This window comes from Tenacibaculum sp. FZY0031 (assembly GCF_036350695.1).
Lineage (GTDB): Bacteria > Bacteroidota > Bacteroidia > Flavobacteriales > Flavobacteriaceae > Polaribacter.
On record NZ_JAZDVY010000008.1, the window covers coordinates 227,738 to 240,043 of the forward strand.

The window sequence follows — 12,306 nt, forward strand, 5'->3', positions numbered from 1 at the left end:
AGTTAATAATTAAAAATAAGAACATGAAAAAATCAATTTTATCAATTATCATATTTGCTGTAGCACTAGTATTTACAAACGATGCAGCGGCTCAAAAATTTGTAAGCTTAGATAAAAGTCCTATGGATGTGGCTGCCTATCCAAGTAGTTACAGGATTTCAGATAAGAAAGTAAAAGTTGTTTATAGTCGTCCTCAATTAAAAGGAAGATCATTAGCAAAATTAGCTCCAATGGGAAAAGTATGGAGAACAGGTGCTAATGAAGCGGCTGAAATTACATTTTATAAAGATGTAGTTTTTGGAGACCAAAAAGTAAAAGCAGGAACATATACACTATTTACGATTCCAGGAGAAAAAGAGTGGACTCTTATTTTAAATACTGCCAAAAATGTTTGGGGATCTTACTTTTATAATGAAAGAGAAGATGTAGCTAGAGTAATCGCACCTACTTCTAAATCAGACGAAACAATTGAAGCTTTTTCTATTGTTTTTGAAGGAGAAGACGATGCATTTAATATGTACATCGGGTGGGATAATGTTATTGTTACGGTTCCTATAAAAGGATAATATATAATTAAGTATATAAAAAAAACAGGCATTTTTAAATGCCTGTTTTTTTGTGGGTTATATTGAAGTTCATAAAGAAAGATACCCCAAGCTTCAACAAAACATTAAGAAAGTTGGCATGATGATTGTTCCAAAGTCTCTCTATATAAATTAAAATTATGATGATGAAAAAAACAGTACTTGTGATTTTATGCATAATCGCATTTTCAGGAGTTAAAGCACAACAAGTTAAATTTGGAGTAAAAGCAGGGTTAAATATTGCTACGATCCATGGAGAAAACTTAAATACCGATTCGAAATTGGGACTTCATGTAGGTGGATTAGTGGAATTGAAATTATCAGATTCATTTTCTATTCAACCAGAAGTTTTGTACTCACAAATGGGTACAGAAAACGATGCTAATCAATTAAAAATAGATTACATTTCGTTGCCAGTCATGGCTAAATATTATATTGTTGATGGTTTTTCTCTTGAGCTAGGTCCTCAAATATCTTTTTTAGTAGATGATGTTGTAAAAACAAACGATGGTGGAAGCTTAGACCCAGATATAGAAAACTATGATTTAAGTGCAAACCTTGGTTTAGGTTACCAATTTAAACAAGGTTTATTTGTACAAACACGATATAATTTAGGATTAACGGCAATTCAAGAAAATCCGGATATTAAAAACGGTTCTTTTCAAATTTCTGTTGGATATCAGTTTTAACAATACAAAAAACCTCTCTTTTGAGAGGTTTTTTTATTAAACAGTATCTACTTTTCTAAAGAGTATTTTAGCTCAATGCTTGGATCCAATTGATAAGTGTAAACAATTGAATTAAAGTGAAAAGGATGCTCAATTCCCATTTCAAGAGGAATGCTTAGGGAAGATTCATTTCTTGTCAACCAAATATCGTCATAAACATGTACTAATGTGTCTAATATTAAGTAGTTGTATTGCTCAATGTTAATTGAGTTTACAGCTATTTTTTTATCAGGAAGTTGACTAGGAACCGTATCAGTATTGTTTAACGAAATGGCTTTCCTAACATCAATAATGGTGTCAATTTCTTCAGTTATGTGTTTGGAGTCAGCAACTGGATCAACTGATAAGCTCATTTTTACCAACACATTTTCTGGAATTACAGTGACATCTTCTGATAGTTGAGGTAATAGGTTAAATAAAATAGGAACATAACACTCTCTGTATAACAAGGCATCTAAGGTTTCACTAAACAGGATATTATACTTTTTAGCATCAGGGATTTTGAAAGTAACAGCATCAGCGGTATAGTGGCTTGTTACATAATTGGTAAGTTCCAATTTTTGAATAAGGGTTTTGGCATATTCTAGAGACTTATCATTAATTTCTAGTAAAGAAAACTGTACTTCTTCAGGGCTAAAAAGTGGAGCAATTAAAGTAACAAACGGAGCGTACGGTCCGCAACCAGCATAAAAAACATAAATAGTTTCGTTTGGATGTTTTTGTTGTTGCTCTTTAATAGCGTTAACCAGAGCCTTTAAAAACTTCGCAGTGCGTTTATAATCTAATAAACATTGTGCTGCATGATTTAATCCTAACGCTTTCCCTTTTGCAGTTGTTACAGCTGCTAAATGTTCTATTTTTTGATCAAATCCCGTAAGTTGAGTTAATTCTTTAAAATAAGAATATACATCATCAATTAAGGTTTTAATTTCTGGTTGATTAATGGGCGTTTTAAGTAAAGCAGAGGCCTTTCTTTTAATATTAAAAGCAGTTTTGTTTTCGTTCATAGTTTGGTTTGTTGTTAAGTTTCCTAAATTATAAAAATACAATCAGTTATAAAAAAAGAAACCTGTTTACACAAATGTTTTTAAAAACTTAAAATGAACCGCTCATTACTAAAAAACAATCAGTAAAGGCATTTTCAAGCATTCGTAACTATACAATTAATACTTTACAATAAGCAATTATTACACTTGCTTTTAACCAAATTAAAAACTTAAAAAACATACTTATGTCTGCAAAATACACCAAATTATCTGTTACCAATCAAACGCCAAAACCAGTAGAAGTTTATGTAACTTTTGCCGCTTCCAATAGTGCCAATAAATGTTGTCCATCCCCGGTTGGAGTATCAGATTTTGGTTTTTTAACCAATGTAAATAAACTCATGGGAAAATTTGAATTGGGAGCAGGAAAAACACAAGAGTTTGATCCAAATGGAGAATGTTTTAGTGGAAATATTTGTTTTTATATAGAGCCACAATGTCCAGTATCGGGAGCTGATTTTAACCATGGGGCACAAGGAACAAGTATCGCAGAGTTTACCTTAAACCCCAATACTCCATGTGCAGAAGTTTTTGATATAAGTTGTGTTAATGGTGTAAATAGCTTCATAGCGATGGAAGTAGATAAAGATGGAGGTTGGAATTATGGACCAAACAAAACACCCATTACAAAAATTTACAACAAAGGACTGCAAGAAAACTCAGGAAACCCAGGAGTATTTCCAGTAAATTGTACCGATTGTATTCAGTTGGTAGGTAATAAACCTTGTTCTACCTTACCATTAGGGCCTGCACAAACAGAAAGAATTTGTAATATTCAACGATCTGGGCGTGGAGGAACGTTACAAGTAATTTTAACAAACCCTGTACTAGCAGAATAGAAAAATTTCTCTTATTTCAATTTTAAACCTTGCAAACCTTTTATAAAGGCTTGTGAGGTTTTTTGTACTTATTTAAAGCTTTACAAAGTATTAAAAGAACTAAACTTTTTACTTACCAACAATAACTGTAAATTTGCATCCTTTAAAACAAGCGATTACAAATGCAATACAATCACCAAGAGATAGAAAAAAAGTGGCAAAAGTACTGGGCAGATCAAGGTACGTTTAAAGCTGAAAATAATTCTGATAAACCAAAATACTACGTGTTAGATATGTTTCCTTATCCATCAGGAGCAGGATTGCACGTAGGTCATCCGTTAGGATATATCGCATCTGATATTTATGCTCGTTACAAGCGTCATAAAGGGTTTAATGTATTGCATCCACAAGGATATGATTCTTTCGGATTGCCTGCGGAACAATATGCAATTCAAACAGGACAGCATCCAGCAATTACTACTGAAACGAATATCAAAACTTACCGTCGTCAGTTAGATAATATTGGGTTTTCGTTCGATTGGTCTCGTGAAGTTCGTACGTCAAATCCTGAGTATTATAAATGGACACAGTGGATTTTTATTCAACTGTTCAATTCTTGGTACAATAAAGACATCGATAAGGCAGAAGATATTACCACTTTAGTAGCGACCTTTGAAGCAGAAGGAAATGCGAATGTAAATGCAGTTTCTGATGAAGATATTAGAGTGTTTTCTGCGGAAGAATGGAAACACTTCTCTGAAAAACAACAACAAGAAATACTTTTACAATACCGCTTAACATTTTTATCAGATACCGAAGTAAACTGGTGTCCAGCACTAGGAACGGTGTTAGCAAACGATGAAATTGTAAACGGAGTTTCAGAACGTGGTGGGCATCCAGTAGTGCGTAAAAAAATGACCCAATGGTCTATGCGAATTTCTGCGTATGCACAACGTTTATTAGACGGATTACAAAATATCGATTGGCCACAACCATTAAAAGATTCTCAGACCAATTGGATTGGTCGCTCGCAAGGAGCCATGGTTTCTTTTGATGTGGATGGACACGATGCTAAAATAGACGTGTTTACTACACGTCCTGATACTATTTTCGGAGTGTCTTTTATGACCTTAGCTCCAGAGCACGACTTGGTGAAGCGAATCGCTTCTGATGAGCAAAGAAAGGCCGTTGAAGAATATATTAAGGCAACAGCAAAACGTTCAGAACGTGATCGTATGGCAGATGTAAAAACCATTTCAGGAGTGTTCACGGGTGCGTATGCGTTGCATCCATTTACAGGAAAACAAGTGCCCATTTGGATTGGTGATTATGTATTAGCAAGTTACGGTACTGGGGCTGTTATGGCGGTACCATGTGGTGACCAACGTGATTACGATTTTGCAAAACACTTCGGATTAGAGATTCCGAATATTTTTGCAGATGTTGATATTTCAGAAAAAGCAAACGATGCTAAAGACGGAATCAAATTGGCAAATTCTGACTTCTTAGACGGTTTAAACTATAAAAAAGGAATGAAAACCGTGATTTACGAATTAGAAAAACGTGGATTTGGTTACGGAAAAATAAATTATCGTTTACGCGATGCAGTATTTAGTCGCCAACGTTATTGGGGAGAACCATTCCCAGTATATTACAAAGACGGAATGCCGCAAATGATTGATGCAGCGTATTTACCAATTGTATTACCAGAAGTTGAGAAATACTTACCTACTGAAGATGGAAAACCACCACTAGGAAATGCTGAGGTTTGGGCGTGGAATAGTATTGAGAATAGAGTAGTGAGTAATGAGTTAATAGATAATGAAACTGTATTTCCTCTTGAACTAAACACCATGCCAGGGTGGGCAGGAAGTTCTTGGTATTTTAACCGTTATATGGATTCAAATAACAAAGGAGAATTTGTAAGCACAGCAGCGGTAGAGTATTGGAAAGAGGTAGATTTATATATTGGAGGTTCTGAACACGCTACAGGACACTTGTTATATGCGCGTTTTTGGCAAAAATTCTTGTTTGATAGAGGACTGTTACCAGTAGATGAGTTTGCTAAAAAACTCATCAACCAAGGTATGATTTTAGGAACTTCTGCTTTTGTGTATAGAGTTGAAGGAACGAATACTTTTGTCTCTAAAGGATTGGTAGGTGATAAAAAAGTACAAGCTATTCATGCAGATGTTTCATTAGTAAACTCCTCTGATGAATTAGATATTGAAGAATTTAAAAATCATCCATTAAACATTGATTTTAAAGACGCTGATTTCATTTTAGAAGATGGTAAATACATTGTGGGACGCGAGGTAGAAAAAATGTCGAAATCGAAATACAATGTGGTGAATCCAGATTTGATTTGTGAAGAATATGGAGCAGACAGTTTGCGTTTATTCGAAATGTTCTTAGGTCCGTTAGAGCAAACCAAGCCTTGGAAAACATCAGGGATTTCAGGAGTGTATTCTTTCCTAAAGAAATTATGGAAATTATTTACGGATGAAAATGGTATCAATGTTTCTGATGCAGAACCAACGAAAGACGAGTTAAAAACCTTACATAAAACGATTAAGAAAGTAGAAGAAGATATAGAGAACTTCTCGTTCAATACGTCAGTTTCTACCTTTATGATTGCGGTAAACGAGTTGACTGCTCAAAAGTGTAACAAAAGAGAAATACTAGAGCCATTATTAGTGCTAATTTCTCCGTATGCACCACATATTGCAGAAGAATTATGGAGTCAGTTAGGACACAGTGAGTCTATTGCAACCGTAGCTTTTCCAAAATTTGAAGAAAAGCATTTGGTTGAAAGTTCTAAGAACTATCCAGTATCTTTCAATGGAAAAATGCGTTTTACCTTAGAGCTACCGTTAGATATGAGCAAAGACGAAATAGAAAAAACGGTCATGGCACACGAAAAAACGCAACAACAATTACAAGGAAGAGAGCCTAAAAAAGTGATTGTCGTTCCAGGAAAAATTATAAACATTGTAGGGTAAACTCACCTTATAAAATATATAAGACCCACAAACAATTAATTGTTTGTGGGTCTTTATTTTTAAACTAAATTCGCAGCCTATAAAAACAAATTAAAATTTAAACAAATGAAAAAGATTTTTAAAATTAGCTATGCGGTTTTGATGTGCCTAACTTTAGTGATGAGCAGCTGTTCTGATAGCGATAATGATCCAGCAGGAATCGCAAACACAAAATTATCAGGAAAAGTATTTGGAACAAGTTTTACGGCTGAAGGAGGGAAAGCATTTATGTCTGGAAACAATGAGCTTTCGGTACATATTACCAACATTCAAGCAGCTTGCAGTTCAGATATTTTTGACTATGAGTTAGAAATTACAACTTATGTGAAAGCAGAGTTAGGAACTTATAATAATGTGAATGTAGTTTTTAATAAGAAAGGATCCACTCCTTTAAACTACCTTCAAGGAGTTGTTGAGATTGTTAGGTTTACAAACAATGAACTTACGTTAAAAATAAAGGCAACTTCAAGTAACGATAACTCAATAGAGGGCTTTTTTACAGTTCCTTTTTGCGAGTAGTACAAAAAAACAATATCAATGTAAGAAGCTTTTACCTGAACGTAAAAGCTTTTTTTATGTAAAAGATTAAAAACTTTTCTCAAATTTGCTTTCCAAAAAATAAAATATGAAAAAAGTATCCCTCAATAATGCTTGGTTTTTTGCAATAATTCCAATCGGAATTTTTGTTTTTGTGGTGCTTCCTCAATTACAAAATACCTATGAGTTTTTTCACAAAAGAGAAATAGAAGTCCAGCAAAGTATACGAGAGCTAGACTCGTTACAACAGATTACTAATCCTACCAGAAGAGATTTAAATACTATCAAACGCCTTGAAATAAGCGTTCCAATTCAAAAGTTAGGTATAAGAAAAGAACGATACACTTACTATAAAACAGGCGGAATGTTAGCAGTATTGGCTTTTATGTTTATTGGCATGTTTGGTGCTAGTTATTGGGTAAAAAGGAAGAAAAACTTACCAACCAATAAACAAATAGCGTTTTCTTTTGACGACTTTACAGCCGATGCTATTGGACAACATATTTCATGGGATGCGCTGAAAGGATCAGGAAGTAATTTTTTAAGTGAACGTTTACGAAAAACAACTTCTGGTTATAAAATAACCTCTAGCTCTTATATGAAGTTTATAGCTTGGAGTTTCTTTTTAATGGGGGGAAACTATGTGGCTTGGTCTTATATAGAGTTTGTTGAGTTTTCAAAAGAATCATTAACCTTTATGCAGGGAGGAAAAATGTTTTTTACCTCTGGAGGTCCTTTTTTATTGATAGGAATCTTTTTGTTGTTTTCTTTTGGCACTAAGGTACAGCTAAACTCGCAAAAAAGAAAGGTGTTGATTGATGGAGAAATCATAGCTTTTCAACAAGTATATGCATTACAAGTATTGTCAAAATTTGTCCAAGGAAATAACTCTGGAGGGTATTATTGTTACGAGGTAAATTTAGTTACTCAAAGTGGCAAACGCCATAACTTGTTAAACCATGGAGATAAAGAGTATCTGTTAAGTGATATGGTGAAAATAAGTCGGTTTTTAAAAGTGCCTGTTTGGAATAATGGAGTTGTTTAAAATAATTTATAGGGTATTTGACAAACTTTTACTAATTTACACAAATACAAATCGTAAAAAACCACAATTATTTTATCCTGTAAAAAAAAAATATCCAATACATGTTACTTCTCTTCAGTAAAAGAGGTACCAATAAAGGTTTGGGAAGAGCTTGAATGTACAAGCAACTTGTACTTTCAATCTGCGTATTTAGAAGCTTTAGAAAAGAATAATGAGCAAATACAATTCTCTTATATTGTATTGTTTGATGAAAATAAAGAAGCAATAGCCTTTGCTACCATTAAGCTAATCGATTTTTACTTACACAGTGTTCAAAATAATTTACAATCGGTTGTAGAATGGATGCGATGTATGGGCAGGAAATTACAGTTGTTGTCTTCTCAAAAACCTTTTAAAATACTTACATGTGGTAATACTTTTGTAAGTGGAGAACACGGAATTTTTATTAAACCAAATCAAGATAAAAAAGAAGTTGTAAAACAATTAGCAAAAGCTATTGTGGCTTTTGAAAAAGACATTTCAAAAGAAACAATTGATGCTTTTATGCTGAAAGATTTTGTAAATGCCTCTCTTTTTATTACAGACGCACTTCATAGCGTAGGGTACAATTCATTTAATGTAGATCCTAATATGGTGTTGACACTAGACAGTAGTTGGAATACTTTTGATGATTATTTAGCAGCTTTAAAAACTAAGTACAGAGTTAAAGCTAAAAAAGCTTTAGATAAAAGTAAGGATCTACGAACGGAAGACTTAACTTTCGAGTCTTTAAAGCAATTATTACCTGAGATGATGTTACTATATAAGAATGTTTCAAATAAGGCGAGTTTTAATCTTGGGTACTTTAATATAGAAACCTACATATCTTTAAAGGAAAACTTAAAAGATGATTATGTTATAAAAGTATATTGGTTAGGAGATAAATTAGTTGGCTTTTTGTCTGGAATGATAAATCAACACTCGCTAGATGCCCACTTTGTAGGTATTGATTATACTGTTAATAGAAGTCATGCCGTTTACCAACGAATGTTGTATGATTATATAGCATTGGCTATTGATGGCAATATACAAACCATTAATTTTGGAAGAACAGCCAGTGAAATAAAAAGTTCGGTAGGAGCAGTACCACAAGATTTAACAATTTATCTACGACATAGAAAAAGTATTCCAAATCGTATTTTAAGCTTATTTTTGAATAGAATTCAGCCCACAGAATTTAGGCGTATAAGACCTTTTAAAACAAAAGTATAAAGAATTGAATCTTTATTGCAGTAAGAAATGAAAAACACACAAGAATTATTAAACATACTTACTCTTGACGATTTAGGTGAAGGGAACTTTAACGGAGTAAGTAGAGATATAGGAAGTCCAAATGTTTTTGGAGGTCAAGTATTGGCACAAGCATTAAATGCAGCATATAGAACAACTCCTAAAGAACGTATTTTACACTCGTTGCATTCGTATTTTTTAGAAGCAGGGAATTTAGAGTTACCAATTACCTATCATGTACAAATCATTCGTGATGGAGGAAGCTTTTCTACACGTAGAGTAACGGCACACCAGAAAGATAAAACGATTTTTATTTTGTCTTGTTCTTTTCATAAAAAAGAAGAAGGTTACGAGCATCAAATGCCTATAAAAAAAGACTTAAAACAACCGGAAGAGTTGTTGAGCTGGACAGATATGTTAGATCAATTTGGAGCTTTTTTACCAAAGAAAATGAAAGACTTTTTAAGTATTGAGCGCCCTATTGATTTTAAGCCTGTACAAATTGTAAATCCGTTAGATCGAAAAGATTTACCTCCTGTGGTTGATGTTTGGTTTAAATTAAAAGGAGAAGCTTCTGATTTGCCATTAGGAATTAAACAGCAAATATTAACGTATATATCAGACTATAATATTTTAACCGCATGTTTAAATCCAAATGCCAGTGTAGCCAATTTTGGTAATACACAAATGGCAAGTTTAGATCACTCTATGTGGTTTTACCGTGACTTTGATTTTAATGATTGGATGTTGTTCTCGGTAGAAAGTCCTAATACTAATGGAGCAAGAGGTTTTGCTTGTGGAAATATTTATACTAGAGAAGGTAAATTAATTGCTTCGGTAGCACAAGAAGGTTTAATGCGTCCCATGAAGAAGAAGTAATAGTTAATCTAGATAAGAAATAAAAAAGCCGAGTTAATTAACTCGGCTTTTTGTTTGATTAAGCTTCTATTTCAGCTGTTTTGGTACTGATATGAAACTCTTCGTAGGTTTCTAGTAGGCTCATTAATCCAGAGACTAAATCTTGTGTCTCAATTAAAATACTAAAGTATAAGGTAGTATTTTTCGGACTTGTTTCGTCTGTTCTAATGCGATCTACTTGCTTTTCAATAGATTTAGATACATCCTTTAATAATTCTTTCTTTTCGTTAATAATATGTTCTAAATTATCAAAACTTCTATTTTCAAATGTATTAGCAATATCATCTAATAACTTAGAAAGAGTATTGTCAATACTTTTAAGATCTTTAATTTGTCCTTTTTTAAGGTGTTTATGGTTGTTATTAACGTGCTTGTATGTTGCTCTTGAAATATAGCTAATAGATTGTGCAACGTCTTGTAAATACCCTAAAATTAAGATATAAAATCTACTTGCTTGTACCGAAGTGTCATCTAATGATTTAATAAAATAGAATACACCGTCTTTTAAACTGTCAATTTCATCGTTTAGTTTGGTAACGTGTTTATCTGTTTTACGTAACTTCACTAAATCGTGTGTAGCAAGGTCTTTTACCACACTTGAGTATAGTTTGTTAATGCGATTAGCAACACCAGCAATATGATCTGAACTTTCTTCAATCACACCATTAATAGTGATTAATTCTGCTCGTTCCATATGTACTTGTTTCTTCTCTTCTTTAGATTTTTTTCTGTGTTGTAATGTATTTCTTGCAATTAAAAGAGCCACTACTAATAACAATACAGGAATCATTACCATATCCCAGCTAATTAAGTAAGCTACCAAAGCAGCTGTTAAAAAAGCTGTAATGGCTGTTAAAAACCATCCGCCAATAACATTAATTACACCAGCAACTCTATAAACAGCACTTTCGCGTCCCCAAGCTCTATCAGCTAAAGAGGTACCCATTGCTACCATAAATGTTACATAAGTGGTAGATAATGGTAATTTCATTGAAGTTGCAATAGATATTAAAATACCAGCAACAATTAAGTTTACAGAGGCTCTTACTAAATCGAAAGCAGGCATTTCATAAGTTTTGTCTTTTGGTAATTCAATTACAGGTTTTTGAAACTTAGAATCTATAAAGGTTAAGGCTTTTTTAGGAACAACAAAATTAACAACAGAGTTAATCCCCATAGCACTTCTTACTACCACTCTTGATAATGGATTTGGTTTAAATTTTTCATGTCCGTCACCTTGACGAGATAAATCGATACCTGTTTTAATAACATTTCTCGCTTTGCTTGAAGTCCATAAAGTAATAACCATAATCGCTCCTGCTAATAATAGTAACCATACGTTAGAAGGTACTTTCTTTGCTAAAATTCCCATAGAGAATGCGTCAGGAGCAATGCCAGATACTTCCCAAGCTTGGTATGAGTTCCACGCAGCAATTGGTACTCCAATAAAGTTAACCAAATCGTTACCAGAAAAGGCCATTGCCAAAGAGAAGGTTCCAATACCAATAATCAATTTTAAAATATTAACGTTTAGGAACTGTATTAAAAGATGAGATACCGCACTCCAAAAAACAAAGCTTCCAGCTATAATAAGCAAAGTATTGCCTTCAATAAGGTGTTTTATATCACTATAAAAAGGAGTTCCTTTCATTCCTTTAATAATGATAAAATACGTAATAGCAGTAATTGCAAAACCACCAAATAATGAGTTAATATATGTAGGTCTTTTCTCAAAGTTAAATGAATAAATTAAACGAGAAATAAACTGCACTACAGCTCCAACAGAAAAAGCGACTACTACTGAGAGCAGTATTCCGTTAATAATTTGAATAGCTTTTTTATGATTAATGTAGTTCCAAATGTCTGAAATTGATTGGGTGTCGTTGGCTGCAATTTTAATTAATGACACACATACAGCAGCTCCTAACAATTCAAATACAATAGAAACTGTTGTTGAGGTAGGCATTCCTAATGAGTTAAAGATATCTAACAGTAAAATATCAGTAATCATAACTGCCATGAAAATAAACATGATGTCTTGGAACATAAACATGCTAGGGTTAAAGATACCCTTACGCGCTACTTCCATCATTCCGCTTGAAGTAACTGCTCCAAAAAACACCCCAACACTCGCAATTATCATAATATTTCTTACTTTAATTGCTTTAGAACCGATTGCTGAATTTAAAAAGTTTACAGCATCATTACTAACTCCAACAACCAAGTCAACAATAGCTAAAACAGCTAAAGCGACTAGCATCAAAATATATGGATCTCCCATTTTTTAGTTTTTAATTAAGTTTTGCAAATTTAGTTACAC

The 12,306-nt window shown here is 33.2% G+C and carries 10 protein-coding genes; 8 read left to right on the forward strand and 2 right to left on the reverse strand.

Annotated elements, in window-relative coordinates:
- Positions 1-23: 23 nt before the first annotated feature.
- Together V1T75_RS13120 and V1T75_RS13125 are read left to right on the forward strand one after the other, a co-directional pair.
- Positions 24-566, forward strand: coding sequence for a DUF2911 domain-containing protein (locus V1T75_RS13120; protein ID WP_330488980.1), 543 nt, complete (start codon positions 24-26; stop codon positions 564-566).
- Between the two features lie 164 nt (positions 567-730).
- A complete protein-coding gene (locus V1T75_RS13125) occupies positions 731-1,273 on the forward strand; it encodes a porin family protein (RefSeq protein ID WP_330488981.1) in 543 nt (180 codons plus the stop codon).
- Between the two features lie 47 nt (positions 1,274-1,320).
- Here the strand turns inward: V1T75_RS13125 and V1T75_RS13130 are convergent, their stop codons facing one another.
- The gene (locus V1T75_RS13130) at positions 1,321-2,319 is read right to left on the reverse strand and encodes a phytanoyl-CoA dioxygenase (RefSeq protein WP_330488982.1); all 999 of its coding nucleotides are present in this window, start codon (positions 2,317-2,319) and stop codon (positions 1,321-1,323) included.
- 224 nt (positions 2,320-2,543) lie between these two features.
- Here V1T75_RS13130 and V1T75_RS13135 point away from each other — a divergent pair, with 224 nt between their 5' ends.
- The 6 genes from V1T75_RS13135 (at position 2,544) to V1T75_RS13160 (ending at position 9,947) form a co-directional block, all read left to right on the forward strand.
- The gene (locus V1T75_RS13135; protein ID WP_330488983.1) at positions 2,544-3,197 is read left to right on the forward strand and encodes a hypothetical protein; all 654 of its coding nucleotides are present in this window, start codon (positions 2,544-2,546) and stop codon (positions 3,195-3,197) included.
- 161 nt (positions 3,198-3,358) lie between these two features.
- Positions 3,359-6,178, forward strand: coding sequence for a leucine--tRNA ligase (gene leuS, locus V1T75_RS13140; protein ID WP_330488984.1), 2,820 nt, complete (start codon positions 3,359-3,361; stop codon positions 6,176-6,178).
- A 105-nt stretch (positions 6,179-6,283) separates the two neighbouring features.
- The gene (locus V1T75_RS13145) at positions 6,284-6,736 is read left to right on the forward strand and encodes a hypothetical protein (protein ID WP_330488985.1); all 453 of its coding nucleotides are present in this window, start codon (positions 6,284-6,286) and stop codon (positions 6,734-6,736) included.
- 106 nt (positions 6,737-6,842) lie between these two features.
- Complete coding sequence (locus V1T75_RS13150) at positions 6,843-7,799, forward strand: hypothetical protein (RefSeq protein ID WP_330488986.1); 957 nt, start codon at positions 6,843-6,845, stop codon at positions 7,797-7,799.
- A 168-nt stretch (positions 7,800-7,967) separates the two neighbouring features.
- Entirely contained in the window at positions 7,968-9,050 is a 1,083-nt protein-coding gene (locus V1T75_RS13155) for a GNAT family N-acetyltransferase (RefSeq protein WP_330488987.1), read from the forward strand.
- A 27-nt stretch (positions 9,051-9,077) separates the two neighbouring features.
- Positions 9,078-9,947 carry an acyl-CoA thioesterase gene (locus V1T75_RS13160; RefSeq protein ID WP_330488988.1) on the forward strand — a complete coding sequence of 290 codons (870 nt, stop codon included), beginning with the start codon at positions 9,078-9,080 and terminating at the stop codon, positions 9,945-9,947.
- 58 nt (positions 9,948-10,005) lie between these two features.
- Here V1T75_RS13160 and V1T75_RS13165 read toward each other — a convergent pair whose 3' ends face one another.
- Positions 10,006-12,267, reverse strand: a complete 2,262-nt coding sequence (locus tag V1T75_RS13165; RefSeq protein WP_330488989.1) for an inorganic phosphate transporter — start codon at positions 12,265-12,267, stop codon at positions 10,006-10,008.
- Positions 12,268-12,306: the final 39 nt, after the last annotated feature.

Coding starts and splice junctions, on each gene's coding strand:
- V1T75_RS13150 (WP_330488986.1), top strand. CDS start 6,843: ATGAAAAAAGTATCCCTCAATAATGCTTGGTTTTTTGCAATAATTCCA.
- V1T75_RS13125 (WP_330488981.1), top strand. CDS start 731: ATGAAAAAAACAGTACTTGTGATTTTATGCATAATCGCATTTTCAGGA.
- V1T75_RS13165 (WP_330488989.1), bottom strand. CDS start 12,267: ATGGGAGATCCATATATTTTGATGCTAGTCGCTTTAGCTGTTTTAGCT.
- V1T75_RS13160 (WP_330488988.1), top strand. CDS start 9,078: ATGAAAAACACACAAGAATTATTAAACATACTTACTCTTGACGATTTA.
- leuS (WP_330488984.1), top strand. CDS start 3,359: ATGCAATACAATCACCAAGAGATAGAAAAAAAGTGGCAAAAGTACTGG.
- V1T75_RS13120 (WP_330488980.1), top strand. CDS start 24: ATGAAAAAATCAATTTTATCAATTATCATATTTGCTGTAGCACTAGTA.
- V1T75_RS13135 (WP_330488983.1), top strand. CDS start 2,544: ATGTCTGCAAAATACACCAAATTATCTGTTACCAATCAAACGCCAAAA.
- V1T75_RS13145 (WP_330488985.1), top strand. CDS start 6,284: ATGAAAAAGATTTTTAAAATTAGCTATGCGGTTTTGATGTGCCTAACT.
- V1T75_RS13130 (WP_330488982.1), bottom strand. CDS start 2,319: ATGAACGAAAACAAAACTGCTTTTAATATTAAAAGAAAGGCCTCTGCT.